Origin of the sequence: Acinetobacter sp. SM1B (assembly GCF_003289665.1) — a bacterium.
Taxonomy (GTDB): Bacteria; Pseudomonadota; Gammaproteobacteria; order Pseudomonadales; family Moraxellaceae; genus Acinetobacter; species Acinetobacter schindleri.
The window spans coordinates 29,085-45,357 of the sequence record NZ_QMBM01000002.1; the positions used below are offsets into that span (position 1 = coordinate 29,085).

Genomic DNA, 16,273 nt, shown 5'->3' on the forward strand with positions numbered 1-16,273 from the left:
GTCACCGATGAAAAAGGGATTGATCTTATTCAGTGCAGTTTTCCTTTCCTGTTCAGTCCAGGCTGGCAGTACCGTCCGAGTCTATGCGGCCGCCAGTCTGAGCAATGCGGTGACAGAGATTGCCAGACGTTATGAAAAACAGTATCCCTCAATCAAAGTAGTGCTGGTCTTTGCAGCGTCTTCATCGCTCGCCCGACAAATTCAAACTGGTGCACCGGCTGATATTTTTTTCTCTGCCGATCAGGACTGGATGAATTATCTGGTCAAAAAACAAAAAATAGCTAGATCTCAAGTAAAGCCTTTATTAAGCAATGAACTGGTATTAATCAGTCCTTTACAGCGTCAACAAAGCTTTCAGGCCAGTTCTCAATTTAATTTTGCTCAGTCCTTTCAGGGGTATGTATGTACCGGTCAAATGGAATCTGTGCCTGTCGGTAAATATGCCAAACAGAGTCTAACCAATCTGAAATGGTTAAAGGGTCTGCAAGGCCGCATTGTCGAAACAGATAGTGTACGTTCGGCCTTGGCTTTTGTGGAACGTGGTGAATGTCAGGCCGGGATCGTGTATAAGACCGATGCGTTACAGAGTAAAAAAGTGAAAATTGCTGGAGTCTTTCCAGCTCATACGCATAGCCCGATTGTCTATCCAATTGCCCTGACTCAGCAGGGCAGTAAAAATGCCGATGCAGTCAAATTCATGCGTTTTATGAGTCAGCATACTGAGGCGAAAAAGATTTATCAGCACTATGGTTTTAAACTCTAGGATGGTTCCAGTATGCTGACACCAGAGGAACTCAGTGCATTGTATCTGTCAGCAAAAGTTGCAGGTTTTGCCACAGCGATCAGTTTGCCGTTTGCCATTTTATTGGCTTGGATTCTGGCACGTTATGAGTTTCGTCTGAAATATGTGGTGGAAACACTGTTGCACCTGCCGATGGTTTTACCACCTGTGGTATTGGGCTATTTATTATTGATCGTCTTTGGTGGCAATGGCTGGATTGGACAATGGTTGCAGCAGTGGGGCATTCAGCTGGCTTTTAACTGGAAAGGTGCAGTGCTGGCCGCCATGATTGTAGCTTTCCCCTTAATGGTGCAACCGATCCGGTTGTCCTTTCAAATGATTAATCCGCAACTGGAACAGGTAGCAAATTCTTTGGGTGTTCATCCCTATAAAGTTTTTTGCAGTATCAGCTTACCGCTGGCGTTGCCCGGTATTCTGATTGGCAGTATTCTCTGTTTTAGCCGCAGTCTGGGCGAGTTTGGTGCCACTATCACCTTTGTTGGCAACATTCCTGACGAAACCCGCACCATTCCGATTGCGATCTATTCCCTATTACAGCAACCTGATGGCGAACAGATGGCTTTACGACTGGTGCTTTTATCTCTAGGTCTGGCTTTTGCAGCATTATTGGCGAATTACTGGATTATGCAAAAATATCAGCAGAAAATTCAGGAGCGCTAATGCTACAGTGTGAGTTTCATTATCAAAAGGATGCCTTTAGTTTAGATGCAGCAGTCCAGATGCAGAATTCTGTCATGGGAATTGTTGGACCTTCGGGAGCAGGAAAAACTACTTTTCTTAAATTACTCCTTGGGCTCTATCAACCACAATCTGGCTATATTCATTTAAATAAACAGATCCTGACTGATACAAATCAGAAAATTCATATTCCCATCCATCAGCGTAAAATCGCCTTGGTATTTCAGCAGGCGATGCTGTTTCCACATATGAATGTTGAACAGAACCTGCTTTACGCCAAAAAATGGGGCAAATTGGAACAGGAAAAATTCCAATTAAAGGAGATTGCCGAGTTACTAGAAATTGATCATCTATTGCAGCGTCGGGTTCAGCAATTATCGGGTGGAGAAGCACAACGTATTTCGATCGGGCGGGCGTTGTTGTCCAGTCCTGAATTACTGCTCTTGGATGAGCCATTGACTGGCCTGGATACCAAACTGAAACAGCAGATCCTGCCATTTTTTACTCGCATCCGCGATGAAATACAGGTGCCGATGATTTATGTGACCCATCATCATGAAGAGCTGGAACAGCTGGATGCAGAAATTATTGAATTACAGGATCATCAGCTAAGCAATTCGCCGAAATACCTTTTTTAAGAATACTTATAAATAAAAAATAAAATAAATTTCAAGTAATTTGGCTTGGCGTATAATCTTCAGCCATTACCGGATGCTACATGGATGAATATGACGGATATTGCACAGACCGAAGTAACGCGGTCTGCCTCAAAAATGGTTTTACCCATTGTCTTTGCTGTTGCCCTTGCACATTTCTTAAATGACCTGATTCAAGCCTGTTTACCAGCCATCTATCCCTTATTGAAAACTAATTATGACCTGAGTTTTGGTCAGATCGGCTTAATCTCTCTCGTGTATCAATTGACGGCGTCTTTATTACAACCTTGGGTGGGCTTCTATACTGACAAATATCCAAAGCCTTATCTTTTGCCGATCGGTATGGGCTTTACCCTGTTTGGGATTCTGCTGTTAGCTTTATCGAAGAGCTTTGTAATGCTGCTGGTTTCCGCTGCAATTATTGGGATCGGTTCTTCGACTTTTCATCCGGAAGCATCGCGTGTAGCGCGTATGGCTTCTGGTGGTAAGCTCGGTACTGCACAATCAGCCTTTCAGGTCGGTGGTAATAGTGGCTCTGCAGTAGGACCGTTACTGGCTGCACTGATTATTATTCCGAATGGACAAGCATCATCGGCATGGCTGATGCTGTTTGCTGCTTTTGGCATATTTGTATTGTTTAAGGTTAGCCGCTGGACCATCACGAATAGCCAGACACAACTGAAAAAGATGGGTGCTACAGCAGCGTCCAAACTGCATGGAATCACTTTAATCCGTGCGCTTGGTGTCATTGGTATCCTGATGATCGCCAAATTTACTTATACCGTGAGCATCAGTAATTATTTTACTTTTTACCTGATTGATAAATTTGGTATCTCAATCCGAGATGCGCAGCTCTATCTATTTGCCTTTTTGGGCGCCGTCGCTTTGGGCACTTTCTTTGGTGGACCCATTGGAGACCGGATTGGCCGTAATGCAGTGATCTGGTTTTCCTTTTTAGGTATGGCACCATTTGCCTTACTCATGCCGTATGCCAATTTATTCTGGACTTGTATCTTTTCAATTTTCGCTGGCCTGATTTTATCGTCAGCATTTTCAGCGATGGTGGTGTATGCTCAGGAAGCAGTACCAGGCCGTGTGGGTACGATTGCCGGTTTGATGTTTGGCGTAATGTTTGGCATCAGTGGGATCGCAGCAGCAGGATTAGGTTATGTGGCAGATCATACCAGCATTGCCTGGGTATTCCAGTTATGTTCATACCTGCCATTATTGGGCATACTGAGTTTCTTCCTGCCTAAAACTCAAAAATAAAAACAGGATCAAGACCTACGTTCAAAACAGAATATTGCCTATCTTAAAACCTCAAAGATGAAGCATTTTTGAGGTTTTCTTTATATTTCATCTGAACTTTATAAAGGGAAGATTAGGTAAAAATATGTGATTGATATTACATTGCTTTATTTGGTAAATATTATGTTAGATTATAATGAATAAAATATATCCAATTTAAGAATTGGAATAATAATTGCTTAATCTAAAACAAAGAAAAATCAATTCAGTAATTACAAATTTGGAGGGGAAGCGATGAAAGTAAGAATAATATTTACTCTCGCATTATTAGGCGGCATTTGTATGTTTACGACCGTCACTATGGCAGGTGAGGGTGGTTTGCATTTTGCAGAAAAAAATATTGCTAAGGCAGCAGAATATCTTGAGAAAAAGAAAGTAACGGTAGCAGATAGCGAAGTCTTACATGCCAAAACAGTCGAAGCTAAAACTCAAAAATAAATACTCAAGTTATCCAGAATAAAGCTCACTCCATCATGAGATAGGTGAGCTGTTCTGCAAGTTATCAAGTTATATAGATCCACTAACTGAAATATAATTTGCATAGATTCATAAACAGCATTTCTGTAGAGATAAATTTTTACTTTTACAAAAGATGCCTAAATTGCTGCTACTCCAGTTTCGCTGGTTCTGATTCGCACGACCTGCTCTAAAGGAGTGACAAAAATTTTGCCATCACCAATTTTATCGGTACATGCCGCTTTAATGATACCTTCAATCACCTGATCTACCTTTTCATCCGGGACGGCAACTTCTACTTTTACTTTCGGAAGGAATTCAGCACTATACTCAGCACCATGATACATTTCAGAGTGACCTTTCTGGCGTCCGGCACCTTTTACCTCAGTGACTGTCAAACCATGAACACCCTGATGAGAAAGTTCAGCACGTACATCATCGAGTCTGAATGGTTTAATAATTGCTGTTATTAATTTCATCTCGATCTCCTTGGCTTATCTTAATTCTTTAAAAATAGAAGCCATTGAAGAGAGATACAATTTAAATATGTATTTACTGTTTCAAATTCACTTCATAGACACGAAATCCGCATGAATGATTTTTCAGATTGCTTTTATATGAATAAAAGGGAGGATTAAGTTAGAAATGAGTACTGCTACTTTTTTTAATCTTATTTCTTTGCTTTAATTCTGCTTATCCTGATTTAACCTTAACCAATTCTCATTTTTAATATAAAAATAATTAATTCAGAAGCTTAGTTGAAAAAATTATTTTCTAATTGATTAGCAATAGAATAGTGACCAAACATTTATTAAATACAGCTTCACAATTCAAAAGAATTCCGCTAAAACTACAATCAAATGTTAATAAAATGTAATTTTTTGTATGAAAAATTTATTTTCAGCACTCATTGCTGTTGGGGCTCTAACGGGTTGTATCAATACCACTCATATGGGACACGGAGCTGACCGTAAACAACTCATGTTGTTATCTCAAGATCAGGTCGTTGAACAGGCGAAGCGTAAATTTACCCAAAAAACGGGACTTATCGAAAAAGAATATTTAAGTGAAGCTGAAATACGTTGCGCTAAAATTATGAACAGGATAATTCCTTATACGGATCATTACATTTCAGCAGATCGAACAATTAAATGGGGCGTTCATCTTTATCATTCAGACAAATCCAATGCAGGTGCCTTGGCTAATGGTATGATTTTCATGAGCTACAAGATGGTAAATCGTGCGATGCTGGATGATGAAGCGCTGGCTTACATTCTGGCACATGAAATGGCACATGTTATTCGTGAGCACCAGCGTGAAACACAGAGCTGGAAATATATTGTAAGTCCACTTTTAGTGGGAACTGCCTGGGCAACAGCAGGAACTTCAGCACTGATTACGGGCATATTACATGATGGGTATGGTAGTACCTATCAGCGCCGCATGGAGAAAGAAGCAGATTTGTTGGGACTCGAACTCATGGCAAGAGCAGGATATAACCCTAAACAGGGAATTGCAGTATTCGCTCAGTTCTATCCGACTTTTCTGAAAGAATACCCGATACAAAGCAAATTACCTGCATTTATGCAACGGCATCCATCTTTAAAGCAGCGTTTAAAATATGCCGAAGAAAATCTGGATAGCCCGATGGCGCTTTATGATAAAAGCACTACGGAACAGTTGAGCTCTAAAAATCTGATTGAAATCAAACAAGATCCGAATACGAGGTTACTGATTAATGGTCAACTGGTACGTAATATTGATATTGAGTCGATCACCAAGGATGCAGAAGGTAAGCTCCATTATGTACTCAAATCGAATGTGCAAACCAGCGTCACCAGTCAAAGTCCAGTGAGTCAGCCAAAAGACGCCTTGAGCACAGTGAAAAGGGTGCTATAACTTGATAAACATGGATTTACCAGACTTCAACAGCATATGATTTATAGTGTTTTAAACTGAAATCAATTGTTTGATGATGCGTTGAAATGAATGAGAGTAAATACCAAGAAATTAACCGCTAAATTGCTCACGGCCCATTGGACACGTGAGCAGGACATTATACTGATTGAAAATAATAATTTACCTATTGAACAACTCAGTGAAATGCTGAAATGCAGTCAAGAAGATATTATGGCACGCCGAAAAGTCTTAGGGCTGGTGACGCGCAACAAGCAGTTAAGACGGCTTTTATAATGATTGAATTAACCCTGCATGATGCCACTGACGCCCGTGACAATCATATCAATCGCAATTGTCCCAATCAGCAGCGCAGCAACACGACCGACAATATCGACATATAAATCGATATAGTTGGAGTATTTATGCTGTAAATGATCATGTAAATATTTCATTAGAATTAACAGGCTACATGTCAGAAAAAGGGTAGAGAAAATCACCAGAACGGTTTGCCATAAACTGAGCTGAATGCCGGTAATCACGGATGCCGAAATGGTTCCCGGACCAATCATAAAGGGCATGGCAATGGTGCCCGCCAGATGACTGGGTGCACCACGCATGACCCCAATCGTATCGGCACCTTCAAACACATAACGATAGCCAATCACCAGAAAGATAATACCGCCAAAAATCTGGAAGGATTCAAAGCGGACGTGCAGCACTTCCTGAAAGAAAGCTTCGCCAGTCTTGGCAAAAATGATAAAAACAATAAAGCTGATCAGGCTGCCCTGAATCAATGCCATGTTGAATACTTTGGCCTCGGAATTACGGATAATTCCGAGCATGTAAATACTCATCAAAAAAGGATTGAGCAGGGAGAAGAACAGGGCAAAGGCATTTAAAGTTTCTGACATTATTCAATCCTTTTTAATGGGTCTTATCCTAAGATTCGCGATCCGGAAATAGTGGGCGTTTACCCGGGCTAATCCGGTTGATATGCAGATACATCATATGACGTTCATATTTATCCAGAATGTCATTGATCACCTGTTCTTTGCTATAACCCACCAGATCATTACCCTGAGAGCCTTCAAACAGGTAACTTTCCAGGCGGTAGTAATAACGCTTGGTGCGTTTCCCGCGGGCACTGAAGTTTGGCGTGTCATAACGTACTGGCCAAATGGCATAGACAAAGTTTTCTTCTTCATCCAGCTGAATGACTAAATCCAGATGATAAAGTTCAGGTTCATGATCAACCGGTTTTTCCTGTACATCAACGTGTATCCCTTTGCTGATCAGCTCGCTGGCTACAGCCTGAATTGCCGGTTTACACACGTCATCCAGCATGTTTCGGGTTTGGTTCAAGCTGGGATGCAGCATGACCCGACTCAGGCGTTTCTTCCAGTTAAAAATATCGACATTGCCGACCACAGGCGCTGCATTCAGACTGGTACTGGCTTGACGGAAATCTTCAAGTCGCAAAGATTTATATAAACCTGCCATCACAAAGAAGATCACGAAACTAAAGGGCAGGCCCATAATAATCGTGGTGTTCTGTAATGCTGTCACGCCATTGGCCATCAGCATCGCCAAGGTCAGCAAGCCAATCGCAATCGCCCAGAAAATACTGAGCCAGCGTGGAGAGTCATGCTCGATATTGCTAAATTTAGTGGTGAAATTGCCTAATACCAATGCTCCAGAATCTGCCGAGGTCACATAGAATAATAAACCGGTAATCGTGGCCACGCCTGCGGTAAACATAAAGCCGGGATATTGGGCTAACAGGTCATAAAAACCGTGGGCCGGGTTATCGAGAACGGTCGCTGCTAACTGAGTATTACCATCAAAAATAACGCTATATAAGGCGCTGTTACCAAAAATAGATAACCAGGTCAGGGTAAATAACAATGGAATAACCAAAGTCCCAGTGACAAATTCACGAATGGTACGACCACGTGAAATCCGTGCCAGGAATAGCCCCACAAAAGGTGACCAGGCGATCCACCAGGCCCAGAAGAACAAGGTCCAGCTATTCATCCATTCTTTCGGCTGCTCAAAAGGAAAACTGGTCAAAGACAGTTGAGGAAACTGGCTGATGTAGTCGCCAAAGTTCTGGATCAAGGCACCCAGTAAAAACTCGGTATTGCCGACAAATAGAATGAACAGCAGTAATCCGATCGATACGTAAATATTGATCTCTGAAAGAATGCGAATACCTTTGTTGACCCCCGCAGCAACAGAAAAAATAGTAATAATCACGGCCACCAGAATTAAAGCGGTCTGGACCCAGAGATTTTCCGGTAAACCAAACAGCACATGCAGACCATAATTTAATTGTACGACGCCAATACCGCAGGTGGTGGCAATACCAAAAATCGTCCCGAGTACCGCAGCAGTATCTACTGTATGTCCAATTGGACCATTAATTTTTTTACCGAAGATGGGATAGAGTGCCGAACGGATGGTCAGTGGCAAGTTATAACGATAACTGAAATAGCCCAGTGCGACCCCAATGAGCGCGTACATACTCCAGCCGGTTAAACCATAGTGAAACAGCGTCCAGACCATGGACTGACGTGCAGCCTCAAAGGTTTCGCCTTCACCCACCGGTGGATGCATATAATGGGAAAGCGGTTCTGCCACCGAGAAAAACATCAGGTCAATCCCGATTCCGGCAGAAAATAGCATCGCCGACCAACTCAGTAGACTAAATTCTGGCTTGGAATGTTTAGGACCCAATTTAATCTCGCCATAACGTGAGCAGGCGATAAAAAGGATAAAGACCAGATACAGTGTTGCCGCCAACAGGTAGTACCAGCTAAAGGTCGCACTGACCCAGTTTAAAATATTGGTAATAACCTGATTGGCCTGTTCATTAAATAAAATGGTGATGATAGAAAACAGCAGAATAAGCGTTGCCGAAAAATAAAAGACCACTTTATTCAGACTATCTTGCACCTCTTCGTTTTTCTTTTGCATAAATCCATGACCATCGTTTTGTTGCCGGATGATCTACAGTGCAGTGTGATTTGAAAGCAAGAGCCTGCGGTAAAGCTGCCTTGTTTTTGTGAATTACAAACTTTTGCAAATCCAAAACAAACTGCGCTGTACATCAAGGGTGAGCCGGCACTATAATTTTTATTAATTGAACGTTCAATTAAAAAAGCGTTTATGAATTGTTACATCACTCCGCTATTGATCTAGCAGAATGGTTTTCTATTGTTATATTCGTTATTCAGGTTAGTCCTATGCCAAAAGTTGGTATGCAGCCGATCCGTCGCCAGCAATTAATCGATGCCACCTTAGCTGCCGTGAATGAATTGGGTTTTGCCGAAAGCTCAATCAGTCAGATTGCCCAGCGCGCCGGAGTATCAACCGGCATCATAAGTCATTATTTTGGCGGTAAAAATGGACTCATTGAAGCAACGATGCGTTATTTATTGCAGCAGTTAGGTAAGTCTGTTGCAGAAATGCAGTCCCAAGTGGATAGCACACCTGAACAACGTTTACTGGCCATTGTGCGGGGCAACTTTGCTGCCCCACAAACAGATAAAGCGGCCATGAAAGTCTGGCTGGCATTCTGGGCTAGCAGTTTGCATCAACCTGATTTACACCGTTTACAGCAGGTCAACCATTACCGCCTGCATTCCAATATCAAGTACGAATTCATGAAAGCGCTGCCTAAGGCACAAGCTGAAAAAGCCGCTCAAGGTCTGGCTGCGCTGATTGATGGCTTCTGGTTAAGGGGTGCACTGATCAATGAAGAACTTGACCCTGAAATGCCGATAGAACTTTGTAGTGACTATATCCGACAGCAACTCAAGAATGACTCAACTGCGAGGGAATCCCATTGACACACTTTAATCTGCAACGTCCTTATATCCACGGACAATTTGTCGATGCTACATCCAACAGCACATTTGAAACAATTAATCCGGCGACCGGCGAAGTTCTGGCGGAAGTCCAGATTTGTAGCAAAGACGATATCGACCGTGCGGTAAAATCAGCTCAGCAAGGCCAGAAAGTCTGGGCAGAAATGACGGCGATTCAACGTTCCCGTATCCTAAACAAGGCTGTCGCTATTCTTCGTGAACGCAATGACGAGCTGGCACGTTTAGAAACTCTCGACAGTGGTAAGGCTTTTAGTGAAACCTCAACTGTCGATATTGCAACGGGCGCTGATGTGCTTGAATATTATGCGGGTATTTTGCCAGCACTCGAAGGCCAGCAAATTCCACTACGAGAAACATCATTTATTTATACCCGTCGTGAACCTCTGGGTGTGGTGGCCGGAATTGGTGCATGGAATTACCCGATTCAAATTGCCTTATGGAAATCTGCTCCTGCACTGGCAGCAGGCAATGCCATGATCTTTAAAGCCAGTGAAGTAACACCTTTAACTGCGTTAAAACTGGCAGAAATTTATACCGAAGCCGGTGTTCCGCATGGTGTATTTAATGTGGTAACAGGTGGCAGTGAAATTGGTGCTTATCTGACCTCGCATCCTGATATAGCCAAAGTTTCATTTACTGGTGGTGTTGCCACCGGCAAGAAGGTCATGGCGCAGGCTGCGAATTCTAGCCTGAAAGAAGTGACTATGGAACTTGGTGGTAAATCGCCCCTGATAATTTGTGAAGATGCTGATCTGGATCTGGCGGCGGATATTGCCATGATGGCTAACTACTATAGTTCCGGTCAGGTTTGCACCAATGGAACCCGGGTATTTATCCCTTTGGCCTTGAAAGCAGAATTTGAAGACAAGATTTTGCAGCGTATTCCTTATATCCGTATGGGGGATCCACTTGATCCTGAGACCAATTTCGGTCCAGTTTCCAGCTTCTCTCATATGGAAAAAGTGCTAGATTATATCGAACAGGGCAAAAAAGAGGGTGCTCGTTTACTTTGCGGTGGTGGCCGTGCCGAAGATGAGCAATTTGCTCAAGGCGCTTATGTGCTACCCACGGTATTTACCGATTGCCGTGACGACATGACGATTGTCCGTGAAGAAATTTTTGGACCGGTCATGAGTATCCTCAGTTATGACTCGGAAGAAGAAGTGATTCAACGTGCCAATGCCACAGAATATGGTCTGGCCGCTGGTGTAGTCACGCCTAATTTGTCTCGCGCCCATCGGATCATTCATCAGATCGAAGCCGGTATTTGCTGGATCAATACTTGGGGTGAATCGCCAGCAGAAATGCCGGTCGGTGGCTATAAACATTCGGGTGTTGGTCGCGAAAACGGTATTGTCACGCTACAGCAATATACCCAGACCAAATCAGTTCAGGTGGAATTGAATCCTTTCCAATCCGTGTTTAACGCATAAGGGGAGGATGAATGAATTACGACTATATTATTATTGGTGCAGGTTCTGCGGGTAATGTACTGGCAGCGCGTTTAACGGAAGATCCAGAGATCAAAGTCTTGTTGCTGGAAGCGGGTGGTCCGGATTACCGTCTAGACTTCAGAACACAAATGCCGGCTGCATTGGCTTATCCTTTGCAGGGACGCCGTTATAACTGGGCCTATCTGACCGACCCCGAACCTCATATGAATAACCGTCGGATGGAATGCGGGCGTGGTAAAGGCTTGGGTGGTTCTTCGTTAATTAACGGCATGTGCTACATTCGCGGTAATGCCATGGATCTGGAACAGTGGGCCAGCCTGAAGGGGCTTGAACACTGGAGCTATGCCGAATGTCTGCCATATTATAAAAAAGCGGAAAGCCGTGATATTGGTGGCAATGATTATCATGGCGATTCTGGACCGGTTTCGGTGGCAACGCCTAAACAGGGCAATAATGAACTGTTTCATGCCATGATCGAAGCGGGTGTACAGGCCGGTTATCCACGTACCGATGATCTGAACGGTTACCAGCAGGAAGGCTTCGGTCCTATGGATCGAACTGTGACGCCGCAAGGCCGTCGTTCCAGTACAGCACGTGGTTATCTCGATATGGCCAAAGGTCGCGACAACCTGACGATTATTACCCATGCCATGACCAATAGAATTCTGTTTAACCAGAAACAGGCGATAGGTGTAGAGTATTTCGAGGGGCAAAATACCTTGCAGCCGATTCAGGTGTTTGCCGATCGTGAAGTGCTACTTTGTGCTGGTGCAATTGCATCACCGCAAATCCTGCAACGCTCAGGCGTTGGCCCGGCCGAACTGTTAAAAAGTCTGGATATTCCGGTAGTTCAGGATTTACCGGGTGTGGGTGAAAACCTGCAAGACCATCTGGAAATGTACTTGCAATATCAGTGTAAAAAACCGGTTAGCTTATATCCGGCTTTGAAATGGTATAACCAGCCGATGATTGGGGCAGAATGGTTATTTTTGGGTAAGGGCATTGGTGCTAGTAACCAGTTTGAAGCAGGTGGTTTTATTCGCTCTTCAGATGAATTTGAATGGCCAAATATTCAGTATCACTTTTTACCGATTGCGATTAACTACAATGGCACCAACGCCATTCACGAGCATGGTTTTCAAGCTCATGTTGGCTCAATGCGTTCGCCGTCGCGTGGCCGTATACGGCTGAAATCCAAAGATCCATTCGAGCATCCGAGTATTCTGTTTAATTACATGAGTACGGAACAGGACTGGCGCGAGTTCCGCGATGCGATCCGGATTACCCGGGAAATTATGCATCAGCCGGCATTGGATCCCTATCGTGGTGAAGAAATCAGTCCGGGAAAACATTTACAAACTGATGCTGAAATTGATGAATTTGTGCGTCAGCATGCAGAAACGGCTTATCATCCCTCTTGCAGCTGTAAAATGGGTGAAGATGACATGGCGGTAGTCGATGGTTATGGACGCGTGCATGAAATGCAGAGTCTGCGTGTGATTGATGCCTCGATTATGCCTTTGATTATTACCGGTAACCTCAATGCAACCACCATTATGATGGCTGAAAAACTGGCAGACCATATTCGTGGCAAGCCTGCTCTTGCGCCTTCATCTGCACCTTTCTACAAGGCATCTCCCGCTTAACTCATAGCTTAATTTTCTGTTGCCGAATGCAAACAGGAATAAAGCAAAATTTACTTTACCTCAAGCTTTATAAGGCCGTCACCGGTTTAGGTCTTATTTAGCCTGTGCTTAATACAATTTATATTTTATGAAAATGTTATATAAAGCAGTGCTGTTTGGCTGTGCTGCTGTTTCAAGTTTTTACTGTTATGCCGATGATGCGGAAGTAAAACAAATAGAAGCAAGCGGAAACTTGAGTGTAGTCTCCAAATACGTCTCCCGCGGTTTGACCAATGCGCCTGAAAATGATGATGTTGCTGTACAGGCTGCATTGAATCTGGCTTATGGTAATTTTTATGTCGGATATTGGGGATCTACGCTTGGATACTCTTATGCAGAAGTGCAGGGGCGTCAGGGACATCGTTCAGACAAATTCGAGCATAACTTTCTGCTGGGTTATACCCATAGCAGAGAAAATTATGATTGGGATCTATGGAACGCAACCTATTATTATCCGGGCGGCAAGCATACTACCGGAAATGAGCTAGGTTTAAATATAAGTCGTGCATTGAATGATCAGACCAGTATTGGCGCCAGTTTATCGACCTATCTGTATGATGTGGCTTATGTCAATCAGGGCGATACTTTTTATACACTTAACCTGAGCCACCAGTTGAATGATCGCCTCAATGCCAGCGTTACGGCAGCAGGGAGCTATTTTAACGATGAAGGCAAATATGAGGGTGGTGAACTGGGCGATACCGAAAAGCAGTTTGCCTTTCGTTATGCTTCTGCCGGACTTAGTTATACGCTTTTACCGCAGTTGAGTGTGTCTGGTGAATATATCTTTGGCGGTTATGACCGTTATGATGACAAGCAGCGTAATCTTGCAGTAGTTGCACTGAGTTATGATTTTTAAAATTATGAAATCATTCAGACTAGGCGGGTGAAAATCTGCCTTATCTGCAACTATTGATTAATAGCATAAGCCATGACTTGAAGTTGATTCATGCTCCGGCAGCTCAGGAAAGGTTGAGGGTTTGGTTTAATCTGCCAGAATTTCAGACAAATATTATCAATTTCATAAAATAATTCTATAATAGCGCCCATTCTCGGCAGCGTTATCCAGACACTTAGTCAAATGGCATAACCTGACCATTTTCTATTTTTCATTCAAGTTCTCCTCCGTGAACCGGCTTGTATATTCAGATTCAGCATCTTATCTGTCCGTGACGGCACATAAGAACATTTAGGTATCCACATGGAAATTAAGGTCAATTATCTCGATAATCTTCGCCAGGAAGCCAAGTTCGATGACTTCACGGTAATCGCCGATCAGCCGATCCGCTATAAAGGCGATGGTTCGGCACCCGGCCCATTCGATTATTTTCTGGCGTCATCGGCACTTTGTGCAGCTTATTTTGTCAAAGTCTATTGCGCAGCACGTGACATTCCGACTGATAATATCCGCCTTTCGCAAAACAATATTGTTGATCCTGAAAACCGCTATAAACAGATTTTTAAAATTCAGGTGGAACTGCCGGCTGATATTTCTGAAAAAGATCGCCAAGGAATTTTACGTTCGATAGACCGTTGTACCGTCAAGAAAGTCATTCAAACCGGTCCTGAATTTGTCATTGAAGAAGTAGAAAGCATTGATGCCGATGCTCAAGCCTTGTTAATGCCGAGTCTGGCTTCTGAAAACAGTACGTTTATTCCAGGTAAAGACCTTCCGCTGGAAGAAACCATTGCCAATATGTCTGCCATTCTGGCAGGCCTTGGCATGAAGATTGAAATTGCGTCTTGGCGTAATATCGTGCCGAATGTGTGGTCGCTACATATCCGTGATGCGCAGTCGCCAATGTGTTTTACCAATGGTAAGGGCTCAACCAAAGAAAGTGCGCTGGCATCTGCTTTGGGTGAATTTATTGAGCGTCTGAACTGTAACTTCTTCTATAATGACCAGTTCTGGGGTGAAGATATTGCCAATGCAGAATTTGTGCATTATCCGGATGAAAAATGGTTCCAGCCAGGTCCGAATGGTGAGCTGCCTGTAGAAGTTTTAGATGAACATACCCGTGAAATTTATGATCCTGAAGATGAGTTATTGGGTACCCATCTTTATGATACCAACTCGGGCAATAAGGCTCGTGGCATCTGTTCATTGCCATTTGTACGTCAGTCTGATGGTGAAACCGTGTATTTCCCATCAAATCTGATTGAAAACTTATACCTGAGCAATGGTATGAGTGCCGGCAATACCTTGGCTGAAGCGCAAGTACAATGTCTTTCTGAAATTTTCGAACGTGCGGTAAAACGCGAAATTCTGGAAGGTGAACTGGCACTACCGGATGTGCCTGAACATGTTCTGGCAAAATATCCAAAAATTGTTGAAGGCATTAAAGGTCTGGAAGAACAGGGCTTTCCGGTTCTGGTCAAAGATGCTTCTTTAGGTGGTCAGTTTCCGGTCATGTGTGTCACCCTGATGAACCCGCGTACCGGCGGTGTATTTGCCTCATTTGGTGCCCATCCTAACTTTGAAGTAGCATTAGAACGCAGTCTGACTGAGTTGTTACAAGGCCGTAGTTTTGAAGGTCTGAATGATCTGCCAAAACCAACCTTTAGCAGCAATGCAGTAACTGAACCGAATAACTTTGTTGAGCATTTTATTGACTCAAGCGGTGTGGTGTCTTGGCGTTTCTTCAGCGCGAAATCAGATTATGATTTTGTCGAGTGGGATTTCACCAATAATGGTCAAAACTCGAATGCGGATGAAGCTCAGGAATTATTCACGATTCTTGAAGACATGGGCCATGAAGTTTATATGGCGGTGTATCAGCATTTAGGGGCAACAGCTTGCCGTATTCTGGTACCGGGCTATTCGGAAATTTATCTTGTAGAAGATCTGGTTTGGGACAATACCAACAAGGCTTTGTTATATCGTGAAGATATCCTGAATCTGCATCGACTGGATGATGAAAAACTGGAAGCACTGGTTGAGCGTCTGGAAGAAGCAGATGAGGATGACTATACCGAGATCAAAACCTTGATCGGTATCGAGTTCGATGAAAATACCGAATGGGGGCAACTAACGATTCTTGAACTGAAACTGCTGATTTATGTAGCTTTGCAGCAATTTGAAGAAGCCAAAGATCTGGTTGAGCAGTTCCTGCAGTTCAATACCAATACTGTTGAACGTGGCCTGTTCTACCAGTGTATGAATGTCGTTCTGGAAGTCATGCTGGATGATGACATGGAACTGGAAGATTATGAACACAACTTCCGTCGTATGTTTGGTGATGAACGTATGGATGCAGTCATGGGTTCAGTTGAAGGCACAGTCCGTTTCTATGGTTTGGCTGAAACCAGTATGAAGCTTGAAGGTCTGGATCGTCATTTACGCCTGATTGACAGCTATAAAAAACTGCATGCAGCGCGTGCCAAGTTTGTGGCTCAGCAATAATCCATAGATAGCTGCATCAAAAAACCGCCTCCAGATAGGCGG

General features: G+C 43.4%; 15 protein-coding genes. 12 read left to right on the forward strand and 3 right to left on the reverse strand.

The annotated features are described in order from the left end of the window. Positions 1–7: 7 nt before the first annotated feature. From modA to C8322_RS12865, 5 genes are all read left to right on the forward strand, one after another. Positions 8–763 carry a molybdate ABC transporter substrate-binding protein gene (gene modA / locus C8322_RS12845; protein ID WP_111810782.1) on the forward strand — a complete coding sequence of 252 codons (756 nt, stop codon included), beginning with the start codon at positions 8–10 and terminating at the stop codon, positions 761–763. A 12-nt stretch (positions 764–775) separates the two neighbouring features. Further along, positions 776–1,462, forward strand: coding sequence for a molybdate ABC transporter permease subunit (modB, locus tag C8322_RS12850; protein WP_008303512.1), 687 nt, complete (start codon positions 776–778; stop codon positions 1,460–1,462). Next, on the forward strand, positions 1,462–2,118 hold the full coding sequence (locus C8322_RS12855; protein WP_008303514.1) for an ATP-binding cassette domain-containing protein: 657 nt from the start codon (positions 1,462–1,464) through the stop codon (positions 2,116–2,118). Before modB ends, C8322_RS12855 begins: the two co-directional genes overlap by 1 nt. Before the next feature lie 84 nt (positions 2,119–2,202). Continuing rightward, the gene (locus C8322_RS12860) at positions 2,203–3,405 is read left to right on the forward strand and encodes an MFS transporter (protein ID WP_111810765.1); all 1,203 of its coding nucleotides are present in this window, start codon (positions 2,203–2,205) and stop codon (positions 3,403–3,405) included. Positions 3,406–3,678: 273 nt separating this feature from the next. Beyond that, positions 3,679–3,882 (forward strand): hypothetical protein, encoded by a 204-nt coding sequence (locus C8322_RS12865; protein WP_008303516.1) that lies wholly within the window; start codon positions 3,679–3,681, stop codon positions 3,880–3,882. Positions 3,883–4,040: 158 nt separating this feature from the next. Here the strand turns inward: C8322_RS12865 and C8322_RS12870 are convergent, their stop codons facing one another. Beyond that, a complete protein-coding gene (locus C8322_RS12870; RefSeq protein ID WP_008303518.1) occupies positions 4,041–4,379 on the reverse strand; it encodes a P-II family nitrogen regulator in 339 nt (112 codons plus the stop codon). 406 nt (positions 4,380–4,785) lie between these two features. Between C8322_RS12870 and C8322_RS12875 the strand changes: the two genes are divergently transcribed. Further along, the gene (locus C8322_RS12875) at positions 4,786–5,799 is read left to right on the forward strand and encodes a M48 family metallopeptidase (RefSeq protein WP_004809385.1); all 1,014 of its coding nucleotides are present in this window, start codon (positions 4,786–4,788) and stop codon (positions 5,797–5,799) included. 90 nt (positions 5,800–5,889) lie between these two features. Continuing rightward, complete coding sequence (locus tag C8322_RS12880; RefSeq protein ID WP_004809384.1) at positions 5,890–6,093, forward strand: hypothetical protein; 204 nt, start codon at positions 5,890–5,892, stop codon at positions 6,091–6,093. 8 nt (positions 6,094–6,101) lie between these two features. Here C8322_RS12880 and C8322_RS12885 read toward each other — a convergent pair whose 3' ends face one another. Together C8322_RS12885 and C8322_RS12890 are read right to left on the reverse strand one after the other, a co-directional pair. Further along, a complete protein-coding gene (locus tag C8322_RS12885) occupies positions 6,102–6,710 on the reverse strand; it encodes a MarC family protein (protein WP_004809382.1) in 609 nt (202 codons plus the stop codon). Between the two features lie 28 nt (positions 6,711–6,738). Further along, positions 6,739–8,775 carry a choline transporter gene (locus tag C8322_RS12890; RefSeq protein ID WP_004809379.1) on the reverse strand — a complete coding sequence of 679 codons (2,037 nt, stop codon included), beginning with the start codon at positions 8,773–8,775 and terminating at the stop codon, positions 6,739–6,741. Between the two features lie 269 nt (positions 8,776–9,044). On the opposite strand from C8322_RS12890, the gene betI reads away from it, so the two are divergent. From betI to C8322_RS12915, 5 genes are all read left to right on the forward strand, one after another. Further along, the gene (betI, locus tag C8322_RS12895) at positions 9,045–9,650 is read left to right on the forward strand and encodes a transcriptional regulator BetI (RefSeq protein WP_004809378.1); all 606 of its coding nucleotides are present in this window, start codon (positions 9,045–9,047) and stop codon (positions 9,648–9,650) included. Next, positions 9,647–11,122, forward strand: coding sequence for a betaine-aldehyde dehydrogenase (betB, locus tag C8322_RS12900; RefSeq protein WP_004809376.1), 1,476 nt, complete (start codon positions 9,647–9,649; stop codon positions 11,120–11,122). Before betI ends, betB begins: the two co-directional genes overlap by 4 nt. Before the next feature lie 11 nt (positions 11,123–11,133). Beyond that, positions 11,134–12,789, forward strand: a complete 1,656-nt coding sequence (gene betA, locus C8322_RS12905; protein WP_108675984.1) for a choline dehydrogenase — start codon at positions 11,134–11,136, stop codon at positions 12,787–12,789. Positions 12,790–12,916: 127 nt separating this feature from the next. Beyond that, a complete protein-coding gene (locus tag C8322_RS12910; protein ID WP_004809373.1) occupies positions 12,917–13,687 on the forward strand; it encodes a hypothetical protein in 771 nt (256 codons plus the stop codon). A 342-nt stretch (positions 13,688–14,029) separates the two neighbouring features. Further along, positions 14,030–16,231: an OsmC domain/YcaO domain-containing protein gene (locus C8322_RS12915; protein WP_004809371.1), complete on the forward strand. Its 2,202-nt coding sequence runs from the start codon at positions 14,030–14,032 to the stop codon at positions 16,229–16,231. Positions 16,232–16,273 lie beyond the last annotated feature (42 nt).

Excerpts from the sequence above, each read along its gene's own strand:
- modA (WP_111810782.1), top strand. The coding sequence starts at position 8 with ATGAAAAAGGGATTGATCTTATTCAGTGCAGTTTTCCTTTCCTGTTCA.
- modB (WP_008303512.1), top strand. The coding sequence starts at position 776 with ATGCTGACACCAGAGGAACTCAGTGCATTGTATCTGTCAGCAAAAGTT.
- C8322_RS12855 (WP_008303514.1), top strand. The coding sequence starts at position 1,462 with ATGCTACAGTGTGAGTTTCATTATCAAAAGGATGCCTTTAGTTTAGAT.
- C8322_RS12860 (WP_111810765.1), top strand. The coding sequence starts at position 2,203 with ATGAATATGACGGATATTGCACAGACCGAAGTAACGCGGTCTGCCTCA.
- C8322_RS12865 (WP_008303516.1), top strand. The coding sequence starts at position 3,679 with ATGAAAGTAAGAATAATATTTACTCTCGCATTATTAGGCGGCATTTGT.
- C8322_RS12870 (WP_008303518.1), bottom strand. The coding sequence starts at position 4,379 with ATGAAATTAATAACAGCAATTATTAAACCATTCAGACTCGATGATGTA.
- C8322_RS12875 (WP_004809385.1), top strand. The coding sequence starts at position 4,786 with ATGAAAAATTTATTTTCAGCACTCATTGCTGTTGGGGCTCTAACGGGT.
- C8322_RS12880 (WP_004809384.1), top strand. The coding sequence starts at position 5,890 with ATGAGAGTAAATACCAAGAAATTAACCGCTAAATTGCTCACGGCCCAT.
- C8322_RS12885 (WP_004809382.1), bottom strand. The coding sequence starts at position 6,710 with ATGTCAGAAACTTTAAATGCCTTTGCCCTGTTCTTCTCCCTGCTCAAT.
- C8322_RS12890 (WP_004809379.1), bottom strand. The coding sequence starts at position 8,775 with ATGCAAAAGAAAAACGAAGAGGTGCAAGATAGTCTGAATAAAGTGGTC.
- betI (WP_004809378.1), top strand. The coding sequence starts at position 9,045 with ATGCCAAAAGTTGGTATGCAGCCGATCCGTCGCCAGCAATTAATCGAT.
- betA (WP_108675984.1), top strand. The coding sequence starts at position 11,134 with ATGAATTACGACTATATTATTATTGGTGCAGGTTCTGCGGGTAATGTA.
- C8322_RS12910 (WP_004809373.1), top strand. The coding sequence starts at position 12,917 with ATGAAAATGTTATATAAAGCAGTGCTGTTTGGCTGTGCTGCTGTTTCA.
- C8322_RS12915 (WP_004809371.1), top strand. The coding sequence starts at position 14,030 with ATGGAAATTAAGGTCAATTATCTCGATAATCTTCGCCAGGAAGCCAAG.